This window comes from Bradyrhizobium sp. G127 (assembly GCF_021502575.1).
GTDB lineage: Bacteria > Pseudomonadota > Alphaproteobacteria > Rhizobiales > Xanthobacteraceae > Afipia.
In genome coordinates this window covers 535,554-558,650 of record NZ_JAKFGN010000003.1, presented here as the reverse complement: position 1 = coordinate 558,650, position 23,097 = coordinate 535,554, and the positions used below count along the sequence as shown (strand labels likewise).

Annotated in this window: 18 protein-coding genes; 4 read left to right on the top strand and 14 right to left on the bottom strand. The window is 61.9% G+C overall.

The genetic code is table 11. The features are described 5' to 3' along the window. The first annotated feature begins 59 nt into the window (after positions 1 to 59). From LVY71_RS22225 to LVY71_RS22210, 4 genes are all read left to right on the top strand, one after another. Positions 60 to 1,700 (top strand): isocitrate lyase, encoded by a 1,641-nt coding sequence (locus LVY71_RS22225; RefSeq protein WP_235102094.1) that lies wholly within the window; start codon positions 60 to 62, stop codon positions 1,698 to 1,700. Between the two features lie 180 nt (positions 1,701 to 1,880). Beyond that, the gene (locus LVY71_RS22220) at positions 1,881 to 3,113 is read left to right on the top strand and encodes a lytic murein transglycosylase (RefSeq protein WP_235102093.1); all 1,233 of its coding nucleotides are present in this window, start codon (positions 1,881 to 1,883) and stop codon (positions 3,111 to 3,113) included. Positions 3,114 to 3,205: 92 nt separating this feature from the next. Then, complete coding sequence (locus LVY71_RS22215; RefSeq protein WP_235102208.1) at positions 3,206 to 3,706, top strand: DUF1993 domain-containing protein; 501 nt, start codon at positions 3,206 to 3,208, stop codon at positions 3,704 to 3,706. A gap of 266 nt (positions 3,707 to 3,972) precedes the next feature. Further along, positions 3,973 to 5,070: an alkene reductase gene (locus tag LVY71_RS22210; protein ID WP_235102092.1), complete on the top strand. Its 1,098-nt coding sequence runs from the start codon at positions 3,973 to 3,975 to the stop codon at positions 5,068 to 5,070. A gap of 63 nt (positions 5,071 to 5,133) precedes the next feature. On the opposite strand, the gene LVY71_RS22205 is transcribed toward LVY71_RS22210, so the two are convergent. The 14 genes from LVY71_RS22205 to LVY71_RS22140 all read right to left on the bottom strand — a co-directional run bounded on the left by LVY71_RS22205 (position 5,134) and on the right by LVY71_RS22140 (position 22,924). After that, entirely contained in the window at positions 5,134 to 5,328 is a 195-nt protein-coding gene (locus tag LVY71_RS22205) for a hypothetical protein (RefSeq protein ID WP_235102091.1), read from the bottom strand. Positions 5,329 to 5,699: 371 nt separating this feature from the next. Next, positions 5,700 to 6,128, bottom strand: a complete 429-nt coding sequence (locus LVY71_RS22200; RefSeq protein WP_235102090.1) for an acyl-CoA thioesterase — start codon at positions 6,126 to 6,128, stop codon at positions 5,700 to 5,702. A 27-nt stretch (positions 6,129 to 6,155) separates the two neighbouring features. Continuing rightward, the gene (locus LVY71_RS22195; RefSeq protein ID WP_235102089.1) at positions 6,156 to 8,243 is read right to left on the bottom strand and encodes a 3-hydroxyacyl-CoA dehydrogenase NAD-binding domain-containing protein; all 2,088 of its coding nucleotides are present in this window, start codon (positions 8,241 to 8,243) and stop codon (positions 6,156 to 6,158) included. Between the two features lie 10 nt (positions 8,244 to 8,253). Then, positions 8,254 to 9,537 carry an acetyl-CoA C-acetyltransferase gene (locus tag LVY71_RS22190; protein ID WP_235102088.1) on the bottom strand — a complete coding sequence of 428 codons (1,284 nt, stop codon included), beginning with the start codon at positions 9,535 to 9,537 and terminating at the stop codon, positions 8,254 to 8,256. Next, positions 9,537 to 11,813 carry an acyl-CoA dehydrogenase gene (locus LVY71_RS22185; RefSeq protein WP_235102087.1) on the bottom strand — a complete coding sequence of 759 codons (2,277 nt, stop codon included), beginning with the start codon at positions 11,811 to 11,813 and terminating at the stop codon, positions 9,537 to 9,539. Before LVY71_RS22185 ends, LVY71_RS22190 begins: the two co-directional genes overlap by 1 nt. A 226-nt stretch (positions 11,814 to 12,039) precedes the next feature. Next, entirely contained in the window at positions 12,040 to 12,681 is a 642-nt protein-coding gene (locus tag LVY71_RS22180; protein ID WP_235102086.1) for a flavin reductase family protein, read from the bottom strand. Beyond that, on the bottom strand, positions 12,674 to 13,321 hold the full coding sequence (locus LVY71_RS22175) for a TetR/AcrR family transcriptional regulator (RefSeq protein WP_235102085.1): 648 nt from the start codon (positions 13,319 to 13,321) through the stop codon (positions 12,674 to 12,676). The genes LVY71_RS22180 and LVY71_RS22175 overlap by 8 nt, the downstream gene beginning before the upstream one ends. Before the next feature lie 18 nt (positions 13,322 to 13,339). Next, positions 13,340 to 16,483: an efflux RND transporter permease subunit gene (locus LVY71_RS22170; RefSeq protein WP_235102084.1), complete on the bottom strand. Its 3,144-nt coding sequence runs from the start codon at positions 16,481 to 16,483 to the stop codon at positions 13,340 to 13,342. 16 nt (positions 16,484 to 16,499) lie between these two features. Next, positions 16,500 to 17,609 (bottom strand): efflux RND transporter periplasmic adaptor subunit, encoded by a 1,110-nt coding sequence (locus tag LVY71_RS22165; protein WP_235102083.1) that lies wholly within the window; start codon positions 17,607 to 17,609, stop codon positions 16,500 to 16,502. Positions 17,610 to 17,757: 148 nt separating this feature from the next. Further along, entirely contained in the window at positions 17,758 to 18,276 is a 519-nt protein-coding gene (locus LVY71_RS22160; RefSeq protein WP_235102082.1) for a cupin domain-containing protein, read from the bottom strand. 120 nt (positions 18,277 to 18,396) lie between these two features. Next, positions 18,397 to 19,563, bottom strand: coding sequence for an acyl-CoA dehydrogenase family protein (locus LVY71_RS22155; RefSeq protein WP_235102081.1), 1,167 nt, complete (start codon positions 19,561 to 19,563; stop codon positions 18,397 to 18,399). Positions 19,564 to 19,700: 137 nt separating this feature from the next. Continuing rightward, positions 19,701 to 20,540: an alpha/beta fold hydrolase gene (locus tag LVY71_RS22150; RefSeq protein WP_235102080.1), complete on the bottom strand. Its 840-nt coding sequence runs from the start codon at positions 20,538 to 20,540 to the stop codon at positions 19,701 to 19,703. 109 nt (positions 20,541 to 20,649) lie between these two features. Next, the gene (locus LVY71_RS22145) at positions 20,650 to 21,960 is read right to left on the bottom strand and encodes an NAD(P)H-dependent oxidoreductase (RefSeq protein WP_235102079.1); all 1,311 of its coding nucleotides are present in this window, start codon (positions 21,958 to 21,960) and stop codon (positions 20,650 to 20,652) included. Positions 21,961 to 22,123: 163 nt separating this feature from the next. Beyond that, a complete protein-coding gene (locus LVY71_RS22140; protein ID WP_235102078.1) occupies positions 22,124 to 22,924 on the bottom strand; it encodes a phytanoyl-CoA dioxygenase family protein in 801 nt (266 codons plus the stop codon). Positions 22,925 to 23,097: the final 173 nt, after the last annotated feature.

Genomic DNA, 23,097 nt, shown 5'->3' with positions numbered 1-23,097 from the left:
TCTGGCGGTTGGCCCCGCAGTGCGTTCAAACATTGGCAACTTCACAAGGGACCACCACCATGAATTATCAAACGCGCAATATCACCGACCAAGCGATCCTGGGGCCCTCCTCCTATCAGAGCGAGATCGAGGCGGCTGAAGCCCTCCTTAAGGACAAGTCCACCTGGAACGGCGTTTCCGCCGAAGCCGTGGCGCGCATGCGCCTGCAGAACCGCTTCAAGACTGGCCTGGACGTCGCCCGCTACACCGCGGCGCTGATGCGCGCCGACATGGCCGCCTACGATGCGGACCCCACCAAGTACACCCAGTCGCTGGGTTGCTGGCATGGCTTCGTCGCGCAGCAGAAGCTGATCTCGATCAAGAAGCACTTCGGCGGCAAGACCGACCGCCGCTACCTCTATCTGTCGGGCTGGATGATCGCAGCACTGCGCTCCGAGTTCGGTCCGCTTCCGGACCAGTCCATGCACGAGAAGACCTCGGTGCCTGCGCTGATCGAAGAGCTCTATACGTTCCTGCGTCAGGCCGACCAACGCGAACTCAACGACATCTTCCGCGAACTCGACGCCGCGCGTAAGGCCGGCGACAAGGCCAAGGAAACCGCGCTGATCGAGAAGATCGACAATTTCCAGACCCACGTTGTGCCGGTGATCGCCGACATCGACGCAGGCTTCGGTAATGCTGAAGCGACCTATCTGCTCGCCAAGAAGATGATCGAGGCGGGCGCATGCGCCCTGCAGATCGAAAACCAGGTGTCCGACGAAAAGCAGTGCGGCCATCAGGACGGCAAGGTGACTGTGCCGCACGAAGTGTTCCTGGCCAAGATCCGCGCCTGCCGCCACGCGTTCCTCGAACTCGGCGTGGAAGACGGCGTCATCGTGACCCGCACCGATTCGCTCGGCGCCGGCCTCACGCAGCAGATCGCTGTCAGCCATCAGCCGGGCGATCTCGGCGACCAGTACAACAGCTTCCTCGACTGCGACGAAGTCGATGCGTCGAAGATCGGCAACGGTGACGTCATCATCAGCCGCAACGGCAAGCTGCTGCGTCCGAAGCGCCTGGCGAGCAATCTGTATCAGTTCCGCGCTGGCACGGGTGAAGATCGCTGCGTGCTCGACAGCATCACTTCGTTGCAGAACGGCGCCGACCTGCTCTGGATCGAAACCGAGAAGCCGAATATCGCGCAGATCGCCGGAATGGTCGACAGGATCCGCGAGGTGATCCCGAACGCCAAGCTGGCCTACAACAACTCGCCGTCGTTCAACTGGACGCTGAACTTCCGCTGGCAGGTCTATGATGCCTGGAAGGCTGAAGGTAAGGACGTGAGCAAGTACAATCGCGCCGAACTGATGAAGGTGGAATACGACGATACCCCGCTGGCGAAGGAAGCCGACGAGTTGATCCGCACCTTCCAGGCGGATTCGGCCAAGCGCGCCGGCATCTTCCACCACCTGATCACATTGCCGACCTATCACACCGCGGCTTTGTCGACCGACAACCTCGCGCGGGAATACTTCGGCGAACAGGGCATGCTTGGATATGTGAAGAATGTTCAACGCGCGGAAATCCGCCAGGGCATCGCCTGCGTTCGGCATCAGAACATGGCCGGCTCTGACATCGGCGACGATCACAAGGAATACTTCGCCGGCGAGGCAGCGCTGAAGGCGGGCGGCGCTCACAACACGATGAACCAGTTCGGCTAACGAACGGGCACGACACAATCACGAAAACGGAATGCCCGGCCTCAAGCCGGGCATTTTCGTTTGCGGCGGTAAACCTCATGCATCGTTCTGGCGAAAACCGTCCACTTATGTTGGAGTAAGGACGGGGTTATGCCGTCTGTCTTCCGTATGACCTGCTTGCCTTCTCAACACGTGGTCCCGATGCCGCTTTCCTCGCTCCTGCGCTCCGTCTCCGCTCTTTTCATCGCCCTTGGTCTTTTCACAGCGCCGGCCTTTGCCCAAAGTGGCGCGCGCTGCCACGGCGGCCAGAGCTTCGATCAGTTCCTCGCAACGCTGAAGCAGGACGCGGTCGCCGCCGGCGTATCGCAACGCGCCATCGCGGCAGCCTCGCCCTACATGGTCTACGATCAGGGCATCGTGAACCGCGACCGCGGCCAGCGCGTGTTCGGCCAGATCTTCACCGAGTTCTCAGGCCGCATGGCGTCGGAAGGCCGGAGGGTTCGCGGCCAGCAACTCATCCAGACCCACGCGCAGGCTTTCGCGCGCGCCGAGAAGGAGTACGGCGTTCCGCCCGCCGTCATCACTGCGTTCTGGGCGCTGGAAAGCGACTTTGGCGCAGTGCAGGGCAAGCTGCCGACGCTACGCTCGCTGGTATCGCTGGCTTACGACTGCCGGCGCTCGCAGATGTTTCACGACGAGACCATCGCTGCGCTGAAGATCATCGACCGCGGCGACCTGTCCGCCGCAGAGATGATCGGCTCATGGGCCGGTGAACTCGGCCAGACGCAATTTCTGCCGCGGCATTATTACGATTATGCCGTCGACTACGACGGCAACGGGCATCGCGATCTACTTCACAGCGCGCCCGACGTGATCGGCTCGACCGCCAACTACATCGCGACCGGACTGAAATGGCGGCGCGGCGAACCCTGGCTGCAGGAAATTCGCGTGCCGGCAAACCTGCCATGGGACCAGGCCGATCTCACCGTCAAACATCCGCGCTCGAAATGGGCCGCCTGGGGCGTGACCTATGCCGACGGCCGGCCGCTTCCGAACGATAATCTGCCTGCTTCGGTACTTCTGCCGATGGGACGCACCGGACCGGCGTTCCTCGCCTATCCGAACTTTGCGGCTTACACCGAATGGAATAACTCGCTGATCTACTCGACGACGGCTGCGTATCTCGCCACGAGAATCGCAGGCGCCGCTCCGATGCGAAAGCCCGCGGCACCGGTCGCGCAATTGCCGTTCAACGAAATCAAGGAATTGCAGCAACTGCTGGCACGGCAGGGGTTCAACGTCGGCAAGATCGACGGCATTCTCGGCCAGCAAAGCCGCATTGCGGTCAAGACCATGCAGATAAAATACGGCCTGCCCGCCGATTCATGGCCGACCGCCGAACTGCTGGCGCACATGCGCGGCGTGCCGCGCTGATTTTCACGTCCGCTCGTCCTTGCAAGCGGACGGAGAACAGTTACATCGGGCCAGCCTGTTTCACGGCAAGATTTTTCCCTGAAAGGTTACCCATGTCATTTTACGACGGTTCGGCTCCGGTCTTCATCCATACGCTGACGGCACTCTCAGCCATTCTCGCCAAGGCAGAGGCCCACGCAAAAGAAAAAGCGATCGATCCGGACGTGCTGCTGAACGCGCGGCTGTATCCGACGATGTATCCCTTCAAACGGCAGGTGCAGGCCGCCTGCGACGCTGCGGGCCGAGGCTGTGCCCGCTTTGCTCAGCTCGACGTGCCGTCATTTCCCGACACCGAAACGACCTTCGCAGAATTGCATGCCCGGATCGAAAAGGTCGTGAGCAATATCAAGGCTATCGAACCTTCGAAATTCGAAGGCGGGGAAAAGCGCGAGATCACATTTCCCAGTGGCCCGAACCAGACCAAAACCGTCACCGGCCAGCAGTATCTCAACCATATGGCGCTGCCGAATTTCTTTTTTCATTGCACAACCGCCTATGACATCCTGCGTCACAACGGTGTCGAACTGGGCAAGCGTGATTTTCTCGGTGCATGACGCAAGTTGCCCGGCTTCAGTGCAACTGGACGATCGGCAGCAGCCTTCAACTCTCAAGGGTTGGGATGAAAGGCGGTTTGTGCCGTCTTTCATCCAATGCCAAATGAATTATCCTGCGCAGCTTCGTAAAGCCGCCGGACAACCGAGGCATGTCAGCCATTCAGCACGGCTAAATCGGGAACATTCAATCGGCTGTGACTTGCGTTTTCCGGAACGCGGTACTTACATGCATCTGCATTAAAACCGTTTTTCAGGAAAGAGCTGCCATGTCCGCTTCCAAACTTTTCGAGCCGTACAAACTCGGTGCCGTCACGCTGACCAATCGCGCCGTCATGGCCCCGCTGACGCGCAACCGCGCCGTCGCTGGCTTCGTCCCCAATCCGCTCGCCGTCGAATATTACGGCCAGCGTGCGTCGGCCGGCCTTCTCATCACCGAAGCGAGCCAGGTCTCGCAGCAAGGTCAAGGTTATCAGGACACACCCGGCATCTATACCAAGGAACAGATCGCGGGCTGGCGCAAGGTCACGGACCGCGTTCACGAACGCGGCGGCCACATCTACATTCAGCTCTGGCATGTCGGACGCATTTCTCATACGTCGCTGCAGCCCAACGGCGGCGCGCCTGTCGCGCCTTCCGCTATCCGCGCCAACGGCAAGACCTTCGTCGGCGGCACCTTTGCCGATGTGTCCGAACCGCGCGCGCTTGAACTCGGCGAAATTCCCGGCATCATCGACAGCTTCAAGCGTGCATCGGCCAATGCGCTGGAAGCCGGCTTCGACGGCGTCGAAATTCACGGCGCGAACGGCTATCTGCTCGACCAGTTCGCCAAGGACGGCGCCAACAAGCGCACCGATGCCTACGGCGGATCGATCGAGAACCGCGCGCGGCTGATGGTGGAGGTCTCGAAAGCCGTCGTCGCCGAGGCCGGCGCCAACCGCACCGGCATCCGCATTTCGCCGGTGACGCCCGCCAACGATGTGTCAGACAGCAACCCGCAGCCGCTGTTCGATCACATCGTCGATCAGCTCAATGCGCTGAAGCTTGTGTATATCCACGTCATCGAAGGTGCGACCGGCGGCCCGCGCGACAACGCGCCCTTCGATTACGACAGCCTGCGCAAGCGCTTCAGCGGCACCTACATCGCCAACAACGGTTACGACTTCAAGCTTGCCACCGACGTGCTGGAGAAGAACAAGGCCGACCTGATCGCGTTCGGCAAGCTGTTCATCTCCAACCCCGATCTCGTCGAACGGCTGAAGCTCGGCGCACCGCTGAATGCCTTCGACAAGGCGACGTTCTATGGCGGCGGCGCCAAGGGCTATACGGATTATCCGGCGCTCGGCCAACAGGCCGCAGCCGAATAAGAATTTGATCGCTGGAATCAAAAGGCCGGGAGCGATCCCGGCCTTGTTCGTTACGGCGGCTGTTTATGCGGGAAGCGGCTCAAGCTGCCCGGCCAGAAACCGCGTGGCAGCGCGCTCTGCGTCCCGCGCGTTCTTGAAAACCCTGCCATCGAGCGGATTGAACTTGTGCACGGCTGCGAAGAAACGAAAGCCGGACTTCTCACGCACAACGATACCGGCGGCTTCAGAACTGACTTCGATGATGTAGGTGTCCGACATGCTTCTTATCCCGTGCCCGTCCTATGGGTTCCTTACGCGCACTAACTCCGCAAGGCTGAAAAAGTTTCAGCCTGCCTACACCCGTCTCTCTAATTGATATGCACATCCCGGGCCAACGCCGAACGCCTGTATTCCGGTCGAGATGATCCGAAAACGAACGTTCGCTGACTCCTGCATGTGCAACCCGCCGAACCTGTAGGCGCTTCACGCGACAGTTTTATAACCAGAATGGAAATGCTGGAAGACGAGCACCCGCACTCCGGCAAAATAGCAATGCCGGTTGTGCAAAACGCCATAAATCGGGACGAAAGAACTCGCGCAGCCGCCGCGCTTGCGAAAAATAGCCTAGCGGTCTGGAAGAAAAGCAGCGTTCAGGCGCTAACTGGGGGCGAGCCCTGGCCAATTGGCTGTGGGTGACCATGATCATCCACCGCGACATAGGTGTAGTTCCCGTCGGTCACCAAAATCGTCTGTGATTCGTTGCGCCGCTGCACCCAGGCTTCAATATGCACGGTGATCGAGGTGCGGCCGACGCGCACAGTGCTGGCGTAAACCGATACCACATCGCCGACATAGACCGGTTTGCGGAACGTCATCGCGTCGATCGCCACCGTGACGTTGCGGCTTTGCGTCGTCTTGTACGCGAAGATGCTTCCGGCGAGATCCATCTGGCTGAGCAGCCAGCCGCCGAAGATGTCGCCGCTCTGGTTGGTGTCGGCGGGCATCGCCAGTGTGCGGATCGATAGCTCGCCCTGCGGCCCGTCGGGCGCAGGTACAGCGTGAACGGGCGCATCAGCCATCGATAAAGTCCATCAAAAAAATCTTGTTCACGCGAACGTATCCCAACCGGCATCCGATTTGAAGCGGTCGCCGAACTTGGCTTCCAGCGCCTTCAGCGCCGCGACGACATTCGCGGCACCGCGCGTGCGCGCATAGTTCAGCGGCCCGCCGCGAAACGGCGCGTAGCCGGTGCCGAAGATCATGGCCCCGTCGACGACGTCGCCGTTCTCGACAATGCCTTCGCGCAGGCAGGCGACGCAGACATTCGACATCGGCAGCACGAGGCGGTCGATCATCTCGTCGGTCGGCTGCACCGGTGACGGCGTCTTGACGGCACGGCCATCCTTCCATTCGTAGAAACCCTTGCCGGTCTTGCGGCCGAGTTCGCCCTTCTTGACCTTGTCGCGCAGCCAGTCCGGCGCAGGCGGCAGCGCCGCTTCGCCGAATTTCGCGCGCAGCATATCGCCGACGGCCAGGCAAATATCGAGCCCGACCTGATCGGCCAACTCAATTGGTCCCATCGGCATGCCGAATTTCTCGGCGGCGGCGTCGATCACAGCCTTGTCCACCTTCTCGTCCAGCATCACCATCGCTTCAAGCATGTACGGCGTCAGCGCGCGGTTCACGAGGAAACCCGGCGAACTTTTCACCGGCAGCGGCAGGCGGTCGATGGCGCCGACGAATTTCAACGCCGTCGCCAGCGCCTGCGGATCGACGCCATCGTGGCTCACGACCTCGACAAGCTGCAACCGCGACACCGGATTGAAGAAATGCAAGCCCAGCAGCCGCTGCGGATTTTTCAGCGTGGTGCGCAGATCCTGCAAGGGAATGCTGGATGTGTTGGTAGCAAGAATCGCGCCCGGCTTCATGATCGGCTCGAGGCCCGCATAAACCTTCTGCTTGAGTCCGAGATTTTCCGGCACCGCCTCGATGATGAGATCGGCGTTGCGCACGCCGTCGCCGTTCAGGTCCGGGATCAGCCGGTCCAGCGCATCGCGCAAATCGGTCTTCCTGCGAATGATCTTGCCGAACAGATCCGCCGCCCGCTTGATCGCGCCGGCAATCGCCTCCGGCTTCATGTCCGCCAGCGTCACGCGCAGGCCCTGATTGGCGCACCACGCCGCGATGTCGCCACCCATCGCGCCCGCGCCGATGACATGAACCTGTTTCACGGTATTCCGTCCGTCGGCGAGTTTCTTCATCTGCTCGCGCAGAAAGAACACGCGGATCAGGTTCTGCGCCGTCGGCGTCACCATCAGACTGGCGAATGACGGCTTTTCAGCGCTGAGCATCGCCGCGCGGTCGCCGCCGTGATTCTCCCACAGATCGACCAGCGCATAAGGCGCGGGATAATGCTCCTTTGGCGCGGTCTTTGCCGCCTCGCCGCGCATGCGGTTGGCCAGCAGCCCGCGCACCGGGCCGAAGTTCATTGCCTTTGCCAGCAGGCCCTGCTTGTGGCGTCGCAGCCGGCCAAAGATCGCGTCCTTCACAGCACCGCGCACATGGCGTTCCTGCGTCACCGCGTCCACAAGCCCCAGCGACTTCGCCTTGCGGGCATCGATGGTCTTGCCGGTCAGCATCAGGGTCATCGCCTCTAACGGATTGACCAGATGCGTGAAACGCGCGGTGCCACCGAGGCCCGGGTGCAGGCCGAGCATCACTTCAGGGAATCCGAACCGGGCGTTGTCGATGGCGATGCGCGTATTGCAGGCCAACGCAATCTCGAGGCCGCCCCCAAGGCAGAAGCCGTGGATCACGGCAACGCTCGGAATCTTCAGCGCTTCGAGCCGATCTACCACCGCATGGGCCTTGGCCATTTCGGTCTCGACCATCTGCGCGTCGGTCGCGCCGCGAAACTCGTTGACGTCTGCGCCTGCGATGAAGCCGGACTTCTTTGCGGAGCGCACCACGAGACCCGCCGGGCGCTCGATTTCCAGCGTGCCGACGATCTGGCCGAGTTCCTCGATCACATCGCCCGACAGCGTATTGGCGCTGGCTCCTGCACGGTCGAACAGCAGCCACGCGATGCCCTCGGCGTCACGGGTCAGCTTGAAATGCTTGTAAGGCCCAGCGGCGGGCTCCGGCCCGAGTTCGAGCACGCGATCCTTGAGAACGTCCATGATCCGTGAGTCCATGTCCGTTCCCTCACACTGTCTCGATCAGCATCGCGCCGCCAAGCCCGCCGCCGATGCATTCGGTGGCGATGCCGCGCTTGGTGCCGAGCCGTTTCATGGCGTTCACCAGATGCAGCACGATGCGGTTGCCGCTGGTGCCGACCGGGTGGCCGAGACTGATCGCGCCGCCATCGACATTGAGCTTTGTCTGGTCGATTGCGCCCGCCGCGCCGTCAAGACCGAGCACCTCGCGGCAGAACTTGTCGTCGTTCCAGGCGGCAAGGCATCCGAGCAATTGCGAGGCGAAGGCCTCGTTGATTTCCCATGTGTCGATGTCCTGCAAACTGAGCTTGTTGCGTTTCAGCAATTCTGTTGAAGACAGCACCGGCCCAAACCCCATGATGGCGGGATCGAGACCCGCCCACTGGCTGTCGACAATGATCGCCTTCGGCTTGAGGCCATATTTGTTGACGGCATCTTCCGAGGCAAGAATCGTCCAGCACGCGCCATCGGTGATCTGCGACGAGTTGCCCGGCGTCACCTGTCCCCACGGCCGCTCGAATGCCGGCTTCAGTCTGGCGAGCTTGTCCACGGACGAATCCGGCCGCACGCCGTCGTCGTGATCGTAGAATTTGCCGTCGCGGGCAAACGCGGTTTCGACCTCGCCTTTCAGATAGCCGTGCTCCTGTGCGTAAGCCAGCCGCCGATGGCTTTCCACCGAATAGGCATCGGCCTGCTCGCGCGTCACGCCCATCAGATGCGCGACGACCTCTGCCGTCTGCCCCATGTTCAGATCGGTAATCGGATCGGTCAGCCCACGCTCAAGGCCGATGATCGGCTTGAAGTAGGACGGCCGCGCTTTCAGGAATGCCGCAATCCGCGTCAGCGAATCCCTGGCACCGGCGAATTTCGCAAACCAGCGCACACCGGATTGCGGAAACACCAGCGGCGCGTAGCTCAACGCCTCCGCGCCGCCTGCCAATATCATGTCGGCCTTGCCCGCTTCGATATAACGGTAAGCCGTGTCGATCGACTGCATGCCTGAGCCGCAATTGATCTGTACGGTAAACGCCACCATGCGCTCACCCATACCAAGGCGCAGCGCCGCAACGCGCGCCGGATTCATTTCGTCGGCGATGACATTGACGCAGCCGAGGATGACCTGATCGAACGCGCCCGGCGCGAACGGCTGCCGCGCCAATAATGGCCGCCCGGCCTGAACCGCAAGATCGACCGGGGTGAACGGCCCCGGCCCGCCTTGGGCTTTCAGAAACGGCGTGCGCGCTCCGTCGATAATATAAACCGGACGCGCCATCAGCTTGCAGCCCGATCCGGCGAGGTCTGTTTGAGATCAGGCTGCTTGAGGTCTTGCCGCTTCCTGTAGATCGGCGACAGCGCCTCCGGCGCGAAGTCGTCGACCTCGATCACCAAGGCGACCGCCTCGTGCGCCGCCTTGATCTTCTCGCCTTCCTCGGCGGTGATGACGCCCTTCTTCAGGGCCTCGCTCCAGTTTCGGATGCGCGCTGAGTGCATTTTCTTCTCGATCGGGGCATTGGCCGTGACCAGCAGGAACGCCCGCTCCAGCCGCGCCAGCGGACCATCGTCGTTGGCGTGATAGAGTCCTTCCGTCAGACGATCGCGTACCGCGCCCGGCTCAAGGATTAGTTGCGCACAGCGTTGCACCACCTTGTCCGAGGGGCCGAGCGGATTGGCGCCGAGCGGCTGGATCAGGAATTTCAGGATCACGCCGACGAAGCGGTTCGGCAGGTTCGCCATCACTTCGGCCAGCCTGTTCTCGATGGTGCGGATGCCATTCGCCATCACCCACTCAAGTGCGGCAAAATCCGCCTCCTGACGGCCTTCGTCCTCCCAGCGCTTCAGCGCGGCCGAGAGCAGATAAAGTTCGGAGAGAATGTCGCCCAGCCGCGCCGACAGCATTTCCTTGCGCTTCAGCGCGCCGCCCAGCGTCAGCAGCGCCATGTCGGAGCAGAGCGCGAACGCGGCCGAGTAGCGCGACAACTGGCGATAGTAACCGGTCGCGGCCCCGGCATCCGGCGCAGGCGCGAACGCGCCGCCTGTCCAGCTTCGGCCCCAGGCGCGGAAGACGTTGCCGACGGCGTGGCCGACGTGCTTCCAGAATGCGGTATCGAAATCAGCCAGACCCTTCTTCCGGTCAGGTTCGCTGATCGCGTTCATCTCCTGCAACAGATAGGGATGCGCCCGAACCGATCCTTGCCCGAACACGATCAGGTTACGGGTGAGGATGTTCGCACCTTCCACTGTTATCGCCACCGGCACCGATCGATAGAGACTGCCCATGTAGTTCTGCGGGCCGTCGATCACGGCCTTGCCGCCGTGAATGTCCATCGCGTCATCGACCACAATGCGCAGACGCTCGGTGGCATGCAGCTTCATGATTCCGGAAATCACCGCCGGATGGATGTGCTGATTGAGCGCAGCGCAGGTCAGCCGCCGCGCGGCGTCGAGTTGATAAGCCGTGCCGGCGATCCGCGCCAGCGGCTCCTCAATGCCTTCGAACTTCGCAATCGGCACGTGGAATTGCTCGCGGATGCGCGCATAGGCCCCGGTGGCGCGCGCGCAATAGGCCGCGCCTGCCGACGATTGCGACGGCAATGAGATGCCGCGGCCCGCCGCCAGTGCCGTCATCAGCATCTTCCAGCCCTGACCGATGCGCTCCTGTCCGCCGATGATGTAGTCCATCGGAATGAAAACGTCCTTGCCCCAGTTCGGGCCATTCTGGAACACCTGCATCGCGGGAAGATGGCGATGGCCGATGGTGACGCCCGGCAGATCGGTTGGGATCAGCGCGACCGTGATGCCGAGTTCTTCTTCATTGCCGATCAGGTGATCCGGATCGTAGGCCTTGAAGGCGAGGCCAAGCAGTGTCGCCACCGGACCGAGCGTGATGTAACGCTTGTGCCAGTTCAGCCGCAGGCCAAGCGTTTCCCTGCCGTTGAACGTGCCTTTGCAAATGATGCCGGTGTCGATCATCGACGCGGCGTCGGAGCCCGCTTCAGGACTGGTCAGGCCGAAGCACGGAATTTCACGGCCTTCGGCGAGGCCCGGCAGCCACCTGTTGCGCTGCTCGTCAGTGCCAAACTGCATCAGCAGTTCGCCCGGCCCGAGCGAATTTGGCACCATCACTGTGACCGCAGCCGTCACCGAGCGCGACGAGATTTTCCGCACCACTTCGGAATGGGCATACGGCGAGAAGCCGAGACCGCCATAGTCCTTCGGAATAATCATGCCCATGAATTTGTTGCGCTTGATGAAGTCCCAGACGTCCGGCGGCAAATCGCGCCACTCCCAGTTGACCTTCCACTCGTCAACCATGGCGCAGAGCTCTTCAACGGGCCCATTCAGGAACGCCATCTCCTCATCGGTCAGCCTGGCCGGCGCGACCGCCAGCAGCTTTGACCAGTCGGGCGTGCCCGTGAACAGATCGGCGTCCCACCAGACGTCGCCGGCCTCTAGCGCCTCGCGCTCGGTGTCGGACATCGGCGGCAGCGCCTTGTGCGCCCACGCATAGATGGGACGGGTGATGAGGTCGCGGCGGAGGGAAAAGCTCATGAGAGGATCCTTTTGCCGGGTTCAGAACAGCCAGCGATGACAGCAACCAAAATGCTAGCTGTTCGGATTTGGAAAACAACTTCGATGTTATGCCGCGTTTGACGCGAAAGTCCCCGAAAACAATTACGGTTCAATAACCTGAAGCCCGGCGCAACGTTCCCGCCAACTGCCTGAACAACCAGGCGGATCACCGAGACTTGAGGCTGCGACACGCGACCCCACGCCGTTACCGGGGCCGCACCATTTCAAACATCATCTCGGGCGTAACCTGCAAATAGTCGCCCATCCGCCCGGCGCGCAGGATCGGATAGGCTTCGGCGGTCTGGTAGACGCCGTCCTTGATCAGGCTCTTGTCGATGTAGACCGCGACAACCTCGCCAAAGGTCACCCAGGCATCGGCCTTTTTGCCGTCCGCGCCCTGAAGCTGGATCATCTGGGTGAACTTGCACTCGAACGAAACGAGGCTCTCGCCGACTCGCGGCACGCCGACCTTGCGCGATGGCGCCTTGGTCAATCCCGAAAGGGTGAACTCGTCCGTCTCGTGCGGCACGGTCGCCGACGTCATGTTCATCTGCCCGGCGACATGCTTGGTCACCAGATTCCAGGTGAACTCCCCGGTTTCCTGGATATTGGACACGCTGTCCTTCCAGCCGGTCGAGGAAAACCCGATGATCGGCGGTACATAGCAGAACGCGTTGAAGAAGCTGTAGGGAGCGAGATTGACGTGACCCTTGGCGTCTTGGGACGCGATCCAGCCGATCGGCCGGGGGCCAACAATGGCATTGAACGGATCGTGCCTTAGGCCATGGCCCTGGGAAGGTTCGTAATAGTAGAAATCGCCTGAAGAACTATCCAAAGAACTAGTCATGAGTAACTTTGCCCGCACCGCTGTTGTCCGGCACCGTACCGGATGCGCTCAAGGTAAGCGCCGCGAGGACAAAGTCTATCATTTGATCGAGGGTCGGCCCCGGCTTGTTGGCACACTGCTCGATCAACTGAGGGTGAAAGAAACGAATCATCCCGGTGCAGGTGCTTTTCGCCGCGAGTTCGATGTCGGCCACCTTGAACACACCGGTCTTTACCCCTTCCGCGATGACAGCCGCGATGGCCACGGTAATGCGCTCGATATGGGCCTCACAAACATCCCAGCTTTCTTCCATGGCGACGGCGACCATCTCGTGGATCTTGGCATCGCCGACGAAGCGCTCGGCGTTCATCCGGCTGACGGTCGCCAGCAGCTCGCGCATCCGCGTCACCGGATGCGTCGTCTTGCTCGCAATCGCCTCGGCTTCAGCCTCCACTTCACCCATCAGCCGACGGGCGACGCCCTCATGAATCGCCTTCTTTGAATGGAAGAAACGATAGACGTTGGCCGGCGACATCTTCAGCGTCTTGGCGATATCCGCGACCGTGGTCTTGAGATAGCCGATCTCGCGAAACAGCCGTTCGGCTGTCTCGAGAATACACCTTCGCCTTTCCGAATCCGTGTCTTCGTGCAGCAGTGTCATAATCGCGATCTTTGTCTCTTACTCGGCAGCGTGAGCAAGCGGGGGCGCATGTCGAAGCTGCTCCGGCTCGGTGGACGCGGCGGGCTGCGCCTCACCCGGGCCGCGTTCGTCGAGACTCTTTCTGAACCATAGCGCATAGAGGCCGGGCAAGAACAGCAGGGTCAGGAATGTTGCAACGAACAATCCACCCATGATGGTGATGGCCATCGGGCCCCAGAAGGCCGACCGCGACAGCGGAATCATCGCCAGAATCGCCGCCAGCGCGGTCAGAACCACCGGCCGGGCGCGGCGCACCGTGGCCTCGACGATGGCCTCGCGCCGGGTCAGACCGTGGGAGACGTCGGTTTCGATCTGATCAACCAGAATCACCGAATTGCGCATGATCATGCCGGCCAGCGCGATCAGGCCCAGCAGAGCCACGAAACCGAATGGACTGTTGGCGACGTTGAGACCCAGCGACGCACCGACAATGCCGAGCGGCGCCGTCAGGAAAACCAGGACCAGCCGCGAGAAGCTCTGCAGCTGGATCATCAGCAGCGTCAGCATGCCGATCACCATCAGCGGGAACAGCTTGTTGATCGAAGCATTGCCCTTCTCGGATTCCTCGATCGCACCGCCGATCTCGATGCGATAGGCCGGCTGCAGGCTGTTGCGGATGCCTTGCAGCTTCGGCCAGATCGCATTGGTGACGTCGGGTGCCTGCACGCCGTCGACAATATCCGCACGCACGGTGATCGCCATGTCGCGGTTGCGCCGCCACAGGATCGGCTCTTCGTGGGCGTATTCGATCTTGGCGATCTGCGCCAGCGGCACGGCAACGCCGCCCCGCGAATAGATCGTGAGATCGCCGACGCGGCCGAGATCGAGGCGCTCCGATGGAACGGCGCGAGCGACCACGCCGACCTTTTCGATGCCGTCGCGCAGCGTGGTCACCTGCACGCCGGAAATCAGCATCGCCAGCGATTGCGAGATGTCCTGCGGCGTCAGACCCAGCGCTCGCGCGCGGTCCTGATCGACGGCGAGCTTGAGGTAAGGCGTCTGCTCGTTCCAGTCGAGATGCGGATCGACAGCGCGCTTCTCGGTGCGCATGACCTCACGCACCTTGTAGGCGATGTCGCGGACGGTCGTGGTATCGGGACCGACCACACGGAACTGCACCGGGAAGCCGACCGGCGGACCAAAATTGAACCGGTCGACGCGCACTCGCGCTTCGGACAGCGCGCCGTCGGCCACGGCCTTTTCGATCTTGGTCTTGATGCGCTCGCGCGCTGCGACGTCCTTCGACACGATCACCGTTTCCGAGAACGCCTCGTTCGGCAGTTGCGGGTTGAGGCCGAGCCAGAAACGCGGCGAACCCTGGCCGACATAGGTCGTATAGGTCACGATATCCTTGTCGTCCTTGAGCAGCGCTTCCGCCTTCTTCACGCTTTCCTTGGTGACGTTGAACGCGGTGCCTTCCGGCAACCGCAACTGCAGGAACAGTTCAGGCCGCTCCGACAGCGGGAAAAACTGCTGCTGCACATGACCGAAGCCGACGATTGAAATTACGAACACGCCGATGGTCGCCAGCACCACCGTGCCGCGGCGGCGCACACACCATTCGATCACGCGGCGCAGACCGCGGTACATCCGCGTCTCGTAGATCGCATGCGGATCGTGGTTATGCTTGCCCTTGGCGAAGTCCGGCAGCAGCTTGACGCCGATATAGGGCGTGAAAATCACCGCGACGAACCACGACGCCACCAGCGCAATCGCCACCACCCAGAAAATGCCGCCGGCATATTCACCGACGGACGAATTGGCAAAGCCGATGGGGAGGAAGCCAACGGCCGTGACCAGCGTCCCCGTGAGCATCGGAAACGCAGTTGATTCCCAGGCAAAGGATGCCGCCTTCACGCGGTCCCATCCCTGCTCCATCTTCACCACCATCATCTCGACCGCGATAATGGCATCGTCCACCAGAAGGCCGAGCGCGATGATGAGCGCGCCAAGCGTGATGCGATGCAGGTCCATGCCCATCGCGTTCATGACGATGAAGACGATCGCCAGCACCAGCGGCACCGACAGCGCCACCACGATGCCGGTGCGCCAGCCGAGCGCGAGAAAACTCACAAACAGAACGATGGCCAATGCTTCGACAAAAGAGCGAACGAACTCGCCCACTGCATGCTCGACCACCTGCGGCTGATCGGCGATCTGGTCGATGTTGAATCCCTGCGGCACCGCCGCCATGAACTGCGCGGTGGCCTTCTTGATGGATTCGCCAAGCTCCAGAATATTGGCGCCCTTCGCCATCACCACGCCGATGCCGATAGCGGGCTTGCCTTCCTGACGGACCTGATAGTCCGGCGGATCGACGAAACCGTGCGTCACGGTGGCGATGTCGCCGAGGCGGAATACGCGGCCGTTGCCTTCCACCGGCGTTTCCGCCACCGCCTTGACGCTGTCATAGGCGCCGGTGACGCGCAGTGGCACCCGCTGCGACGAGGTCTCGACGGTGCCAGCGGGCACCACGGCATTCTGCTTGGCGAGCGAATCGAACAGCGCCTGCGTGGTGATGCCGAGCGTCGCGAGCTTGGCGTGGGAAAACTCGACGAACACGCGTTCGTCCTGCGTGCCGTAGAGATTGACCTTGGTCACGTCCGGCGTTTTCAAGAGATGCTGGCGCAGGCCCTCAGCCACTTTCTTGAGCTGGGCATAGTCCGCGCCGTCGCCGGTCAGCATATAAAGAATGGAATCGACGTCGCCGTATTCGTCGTTGATATTCGGCCCGATCAGACTTGAAGGCAGGTCGCTACGAATATCGCTCAGCTTCTTGCGCAACTGATAGAAAAGCTGCGGTACTTCCTTCGCGGGCGTGTTGTCCTTGAACGCGAGCTGCATCGCCGTGAATGAAGGCTTGGTGTAGGTCGTCACCTTGTCGAAGTAAGGCAGTTCCTGCAGCTTCTTCTCGATCCGGTCAGCGACCTGCGCCTGCATTTCAGCCGCGGTAGCGCCGGGCCAGATCGCATTGATGATGACGACCTTGATGGTGAAGGACGGGTCTTCCGCGCGGCCGAGCCGCTCATAAGAGAAGAAACCCGCGATGCCGAGCATCACGATGAAGAACAGGATCAGGGTGGGATGCGCCACCGCCCATGCGGAGAGATTGAATCGCTTCATCGGTCTCTCCTCGAAATCAGAATGACAACGACGAGACGACCCGGACCTTCTGGGCCGGATCGAGCTTCTGCACGCCCAGCACGACCACGTTCGCGCCTTCCTCGACGCCGCTGGTGACGAGGACATCCGCGGTCTCGTAGGCCTTGACCGTCACGGGCTTCAGCACAACGTCGCCGGTCTTCGAATCCGCGACATACAGCGACGGCCCGCCGCCCTGACTGAACAGCGCCGACAGCGGCAGCCGCGCCACCCGCTCGGTCGCCGGATCGGCGAGCGTCAATGTGGCGGTCATGCCCAGCGAAACGGCGTCGTCTGCGCCGGGGAGCGAGAATTTCGCAAGATAAGTCCGCGTCGCGGGATCGGCAGCCGGCGCGATCTCGCGCAGCTTTGCCATATATTTCTTGCCCGGCTCCGACCACAGCGTGACGCTGGCTTCGCCGGTCTTGGCAAAGCCGACCAGCGTTTCGGGAATCGCAACTACGGCTTCCTTTTCCGCAGACCGCGCCACCCGGACTGCGGTCTGACCGGAGGCGACCACCTGCCCCGGCTCGACCAATGTCGCCGTGACGACGCCACGCGTGTCGGCGACCAGATTGGCGTAGGACAGGCTGTTCTTGGTCAGTTCGACCGAGCGCTCCGCGCGGTTGAGCCGCGCCCGCGCCTCGTCGCCGGCGGCTTTCACCTGATCGAGTTGTGCTTCGGTGGACCAGCCCTTGGCGCGCAATTCCCTGGCGCGGCCTTCGGCGGCGGTCGCCTGTGCCAGCACGCCGGTCGCGGCGCGGAATTCGGCTTCGGCCTGCTCAGCCTGCAATTTCAGATCGACTTCATCGAGCGTCGCCAGCGGCTGGCCGACATCGACCACCTGCCCGACCTCGACCAGACGCTTGGCCACCTTGCCCGGAACGCGGAAGCCCATATCGGTTTCGATGCGGGGGCGGATGGTGCCGACGAAGCTGCGCTCCGGAGACTGCGAGGTGTAATGGACCGCCGCGACCAGAACCGGGCGGCCCTTCTCACTCTCCGCAGCCTCCTGCTTGCTGCAAGCGCCGAGTGCCAGCGCGGGGAGGATCAGGGCCAAAGCAGCCAACCTATTGCGTTGGCTGATAAATTTCTGAATACGGTGCATCGGACGCTCCCTTCGGATACGCCGAGAGCGTCTTACAACAACTGACGATTGTCAATAATCGTCAGAAGTCAATATGACGCAGTGCAACCGTTTGATCTTCAAGCATGATTCAGTTCCAATCGAACCGCCTCACAGGACTGTGTTTGGCCTAGACCTTCTTTTCCGCCGGGTCGCGGTGGATCGGATCCACCCACAGCACGGTCTCCGGCTTTTCGACCGGCTCGATGTCCAGATTGATCGCGACCGCCTCGCCGTCGCTGCGCACCAGCACGCATTCCAGCACCTCGTCGGGGCTGGCGTTGATTTCCTGATGGGGCACGTAAGGCGGCACGAAGATAAAATCGCCCGGACCGGCTTCGGCAGTGAACTGGAGATGTTCGCCCCAGCGCATGCGCGCCTTGCCGCGCACGACATAAATGACGCTTTCGAGATGGCCGTGATGATGCGCGCCGGTCTTGGCGTCGGGCCGAATCGTCACCGTGCCTGCCCAGAGCTTCTGCGCGCCGACGCGGGCGAAATTGATCGCGGCCTTGCGGTCCATGCCGGCGGTCGACGGCACATTCGGATCGAGCTGGTTGCCCGGAATGACGCGCACGCCATCATGCTTCCAGCGCTCGTCGTCGTGCGCGTGAGAATGATCGTGCGAATGATGAGGGTCGTGCGACATGATTGTTCTCTTGTTGTTGGGGACGGGCTGACATGATCGCAGCGCCGTGTTCGGTCCTACGTCACCAGATATGGATTATGCGGTCAACGCCCGCGGCGTACCACCAGCGCTGCACCGGCCTCAATACGACTTCGGCAATCCAAGCACCTTCTCGCCGATGAAGCTGAGAATGAGTTGCGGGCTGATCGGCGCGATGCGCGGGATCATCACTTCGCGCAGATAACGCTCGACGTGATATTCCTTGGCGTAGCCGAAGCCGCCGTGAGTCATGACCGCCTGCTCGCAGGCATGGAAACCTGCTTCCCCCGCGAGATATTTCGCGGCGTTGGCCGCCGGTCCGCACGGCAATCCCTGATCGTATTGCCACGCCGCCGACAGCGTCATCAGCCACGCCGCTTCGAGATCGATCCAGTTTTTCGCCAGCGGATGCTGGATCGCCTGATTCTGTCCGATCGGACGATTGAACACGATGCGCTGCTTCGCATAGTCCGCCGCGCGCGACAGCGCGAGCTTGCCGAGGCCGACCGCTTCCGCCGCGATCAGCACACGCTCGGGATTCATGCCGTGCAAGATATATTCAAAGCCGCGGCCTTCGTCGCCAATGCGATCCTCCACCGGAATCTCGAAATCGGTGATGAAGAGTTCGTTGGAGTCGACGGCCTTGCGGCCCATCTTCTCGATCTCATGCACCGCGATGCGCGAGCGATCCATATCCGCATAAAAAAGACTGAGGCCGTGGGTCGGGTTCTTCACCTCTTCCAGCGGCGTGGTGCGCGCGAGCAAGAGGATCTTGTGCGCCACCTGCGCGGTGGAGATCCACACCTTCTGGCCGTTGACGACATATCTATCGCCCCTGCGCACGGCGCGGGTCTTCAACTGCGTGGTGTTGAGGCCGGTGTTCGGTTCGGTCACGCCGAAACAGGCCTTCTCGCGGCCCTCAACGATACCCGGCAGCATCCGCGCACGCTGTTCGTCCGTCCCGAATACCACCACCGGATTGAGTCCGAACACGTTCATGTGGACGGCCGACGCGCCCGACATGCCCGCACCGGACTCCGAGATCGCGCGCATCATGATCGCGGCTTCCATGATGCCGAGGCCCGAGCCGCCGAACTGTTCGGGAATGCAGATGCCGAGCCAACCGGCCTGCGCCATAGCCTCATAGAACTCGTGCGGAAAGCCGCCGCCGCGATCTTTCGCCAGCCAGTAATCGTCGCCGAACCGGCTACAGATTTTCAGGATCGCATCGCGGATGGAATCCTGTTGGGCACTGAGAGCGAAGTCCATTGCGATCGATCCGCTTGACTGAGTGTGGCGCAGCTCACGCCGGCACAGATGATAATGACAAAGACATACGTGACCGCGACGGATTCAGCAAAAAGATTGGCGCTCCGTTTTGCAGCGAAACGCACCGACTGGCCAGATCACGCCCGCCGCCAGGTCCCGCGTTCGACCGCGCTCAGAAAGCTCTCCACCTGCGCGTTGAAGGCGGCGGGCTCTTCAAGATTGATGGCGTGGCCGGTGTTGGGACACATCCAGAGGCCGGCGGTCGGAATCGCCGCCTTCAGCATCAGGTTGGTTTCAATGCAGGGCGCGTCCTCGTCGCCGACCGCGAGCAGAACCGGCATCGTCAGCCTGGCGAACTGGTCCTGAAAATCATGCAGCGACGGCCGCAGCGTCTGATAGCGCGCCATCGTGTTCGACATCCCCTGCGCGGAATGCCCACGCAGATGATCCATGAAGTCCTGCCAGCCGCGCGGGTCCTTGTGCTTGAGCTGGATGCGGGTCGGGCTGTGACCCATCTCCTCGGCCATCACCGCCATGCCGCGTTCGAGAAATCCGCGCGCGGTCGCGGGCGCTTCCTTCAGCCAGGCTTCGCGCAGCGACGGCGGCGATCCGGTCCCCGCTCCGGCAGCGACGATCGCTGAGGCTTGTTCTGGATAGCGTAAGCCGAACTGAAGCGCCGCATAGCCGCCCATGCTGAGACCGACGATGTGGGCGCGCGCGATCCCGACACCGCGCATCACCGCAGCGATGTCATCGACAGCAAATTCCCAGCCATATTGGTTGAGATCATCGGGCACGTCGCTAGGCGGATAGCCGCGCGCATTGTAGGCGATGCAGCGATAGGCGCGCGAGAAATAGCGGACCTGGGTTTCCCATTCGCGCAGGTCCGATCCGAACTCGTGAACGAACACGATCGGATAGCCGCTGCCGGTTTCCTCATAGTAGAGCTTCGCGCCGGCCGCATCGACATAAGGCATCAGTGCCCTCCCTGTTTTTGGAGCGCACTATAGGCATTTCGCTCGCAACCTCGCCAGCATGGTCCGCGCGTGACCGCTTGCGCGATACGCATTGCTGACCGCGAACGCCTCAACGCGCCGTGGCGAACTTCGCCTCCATCGCGCGGCGGTAGACGACGGTCTCATCCCTGGCGTCGATCTCCACGTCCGACCACCGCACCACATCGCCATGCGCGATGTCCTTCGTCAACTTGACCCGATGGGCGAGACCGATCGGCAGCGCGCCGACCTTGAGACTGTCGGCCGCAGGCATCAGCTTGCCCCACACCGTATATCCGCCCTCGCCGTCGAGCATCTCGCCCGCACGCAGATTCTTCTTGGCTACGGCGACGGCATCGCCGCGGAAACCATTGGGCTGGCCAGTCGGCTCATTGCGCAGCGCCGCCGACAGCACCGAGATGTTCAGTTCAAGCCCGATCAGGTGATACGGCTTGTACATCGCCGCATAGCGCCCGGACGAGTCGGTCTTCAGGCCATACTGACGGAAGCAATCCGCGGCGTAGTCATTCGGCGCCTCCAGCACGACATAGACACCCCAGCGCAGGTCGCGAAACACCGGACGTCCGTCGCGCTCGAGCGACGAGACCACCTCGACCACGCCGGATTTCTCCAGCACGCCGCCCTTGTCGTGCGGCCGCATGATATGCGGCAGGTCATCGACGCCGCATGGCGGAAACAACAGACCGGCCGAAGGGACATCGAGCCCGGTCGCGTTGGCAATCGCCGCCATCTCGATGGCCGATTTGGTGCCGTCGAGAAAAGAATTGAACATCTGCGGGTTCATGCCGGCGGACTGCGCCTCGGCGGCGGTCAGGCCATAATGACTCCAGACGCCCGCGGGTGTCACATCGTGATAGATCGGCAGATATTTCGTGCCCTTGCCCGCAGCGACAACCTTGAACCCGGTGGCGCGCGCCCAGTCCACCATTTCGGCGGTGAGCGCGGGCTGATCGCCATAGGCCAGCGAATAGACCACGCCCGCCTTGCGCGCCTCGTCCGCCAGCAGCGGGCCGGCCAGTACGTCGGCTTCGACATTGACCATGACGATATGTTTGCCCGCGGCGATCGCCGCGCGCGCATGGCGAATGCCGACGGATGGATTGCCGGTCGCCTCCACGATCACTTCAATGTTGCCGCCGGTGGCAGCGCCGCCATCTTTGGTGAATGTCGTAGCGGCGATCCGCGCGGCGTCCCATCCCACGGTGCGGCAGGCCTCGCGCGCACGATCCGGATCGAGATCGACGATCACCGGCACTTCAAGGCCCGGCGTGTGCGGCACCTGAGACAGGAACATCGAGCCAAACTTGCCGGCGCCGATCAGCGCCACGCGAACCGGCTGGCCCGCCGCGCGGCGCTTTTCGAGAAGGTGATGGAGGTTCATTTCAATCCAGTCTGATAAATTTTATTTGCGAGCTGCCATTCAACATCACGTTCGTCATGGCCGGGCTTGTCCCGGCCATCCACGTTTTGTTTGTCTTCTGATTCTTAAAGACGTGGATGCCCGGGACAAGCCCGGGCATGACACGCTTTGAAGACAATCTTCGCTATTCTGCCGCCTGACGATGGCTGCGGGCGTAACGCACCAGCGCGTCGTCATCGACTGGCACGATCGGTGCGAAGTCCTGATGCGCGATGAACTCCGGCCGGGTCGGCGTGCGGATGTAGTTCGAGACCGCGTTGAGCGTGAGATAGACGATCTTGCGCGGATAGGGCGTGATGTTGCCGGCCGAGCCGTGCACCAGGTTGCCGTGGAACATCAGCATACTTCCTGGCTTGCCGGTGGGCGCGACAATGCCGCCCTCCTTGACCAGCCGGGTCACCGTCTCTTCGTCGAGCGTCCACAAGGGATATGACGTGGTCTGGAGATCGTGGGAGGCCTTGAGGTCGCCGGCGTTGTGGCTCTTCGGCACCAGCATCAGCGGACCGTTGATCGGCATCACTTCGTCGAGAAACACCGAGATGTTCATCGCCCTCGGCTCCGGCATGCCGTCGTCGCGCTTCCAGGTGCCGTAGTCCTGATGCCACTGCCAGACCTCGCCGGTGAAGGCCGACTTGGCGTTGATCTTGTACTGATGCATGTAGACGTGTTCGCCGAACACCTGCTCCACCGGCTCGATCATGCGCGGATGCGCGCCGAGCAGCCGGAACGCTTCGTTATATGTGTGAGCGGCGAAGGCCGTGCGCGGCGCGCCGTTCTTCTCGCGCCACACCTCGGGCCGATGCTGGTCGTAGATCGCCACGGCCTCGCGGCGCAGCACATCGACCTCCTCGGGCGTGAACAACTCGGGCAGCAGCAGCCAGCCTTCGGTCCGGAATTGCTCCATCTGCTCGGCGGTGAGACGCATAACATATCCTCCCGTTTTGATTTCTTGATTGCCGAAGTCAGGCCGCGTGTTCGCGTGCCCTCGTCGCCGCGGCACTCCATTCTTGCATTCTGAATTCAGTATTCTAAGATTGCTTTGCAAGATAATTCCTGTCAAGCACCAACGATATTGCTCTGCGGCATGCATCTGGAGGA

Excerpts from the sequence above, each read along its gene's own strand:
- LVY71_RS22210 (WP_235102092.1), top strand. The coding sequence starts at position 3,973 with ATGTCCGCTTCCAAACTTTTCGAGCCGTACAAACTCGGTGCCGTCACG.
- LVY71_RS22195 (WP_235102089.1), bottom strand. The coding sequence starts at position 8,243 with ATGGACTCACGGATCATGGACGTTCTCAAGGATCGCGTGCTCGAACTC.
- LVY71_RS22180 (WP_235102086.1), bottom strand. The coding sequence starts at position 12,681 with ATGACTAGTTCTTTGGATAGTTCTTCAGGCGATTTCTACTATTACGAA.
- LVY71_RS22170 (WP_235102084.1), bottom strand. The coding sequence starts at position 16,483 with ATGAAGCGATTCAATCTCTCCGCATGGGCGGTGGCGCATCCCACCCTG.
- LVY71_RS22215 (WP_235102208.1), top strand. The coding sequence starts at position 3,206 with ATGTCATTTTACGACGGTTCGGCTCCGGTCTTCATCCATACGCTGACG.
- LVY71_RS22185 (WP_235102087.1), bottom strand. The coding sequence starts at position 11,813 with ATGAGCTTTTCCCTCCGCCGCGACCTCATCACCCGTCCCATCTATGCG.
- LVY71_RS22150 (WP_235102080.1), bottom strand. The coding sequence starts at position 20,540 with ATGCCTTATGTCGATGCGGCCGGCGCGAAGCTCTACTATGAGGAAACC.
- LVY71_RS22160 (WP_235102082.1), bottom strand. The coding sequence starts at position 18,276 with ATGTCGCACGACCCTCATCATTCGCACGATCATTCTCACGCGCACGAC.
- LVY71_RS22220 (WP_235102093.1), top strand. The coding sequence starts at position 1,881 with ATGCCGCTTTCCTCGCTCCTGCGCTCCGTCTCCGCTCTTTTCATCGCC.
- LVY71_RS22175 (WP_235102085.1), bottom strand. The coding sequence starts at position 13,321 with ATGACACTGCTGCACGAAGACACGGATTCGGAAAGGCGAAGGTGTATT.
- LVY71_RS22155 (WP_235102081.1), bottom strand. The coding sequence starts at position 19,563 with ATGGACTTCGCTCTCAGTGCCCAACAGGATTCCATCCGCGATGCGATC.
- LVY71_RS22165 (WP_235102083.1), bottom strand. The coding sequence starts at position 17,609 with ATGCACCGTATTCAGAAATTTATCAGCCAACGCAATAGGTTGGCTGCT.
- LVY71_RS22225 (WP_235102094.1), top strand. The coding sequence starts at position 60 with ATGAATTATCAAACGCGCAATATCACCGACCAAGCGATCCTGGGGCCC.
- LVY71_RS22205 (WP_235102091.1), bottom strand. The coding sequence starts at position 5,328 with ATGTCGGACACCTACATCATCGAAGTCAGTTCTGAAGCCGCCGGTATC.
- LVY71_RS22145 (WP_235102079.1), bottom strand. The coding sequence starts at position 21,960 with ATGAACCTCCATCACCTTCTCGAAAAGCGCCGCGCGGCGGGCCAGCCG.
- LVY71_RS22200 (WP_235102090.1), bottom strand. The coding sequence starts at position 6,128 with ATGGCTGATGCGCCCGTTCACGCTGTACCTGCGCCCGACGGGCCGCAG.
- LVY71_RS22190 (WP_235102088.1), bottom strand. The coding sequence starts at position 9,537 with ATGGCGCGTCCGGTTTATATTATCGACGGAGCGCGCACGCCGTTTCTG.
- LVY71_RS22140 (WP_235102078.1), bottom strand. The coding sequence starts at position 22,924 with ATGCGTCTCACCGCCGAGCAGATGGAGCAATTCCGGACCGAAGGCTGG.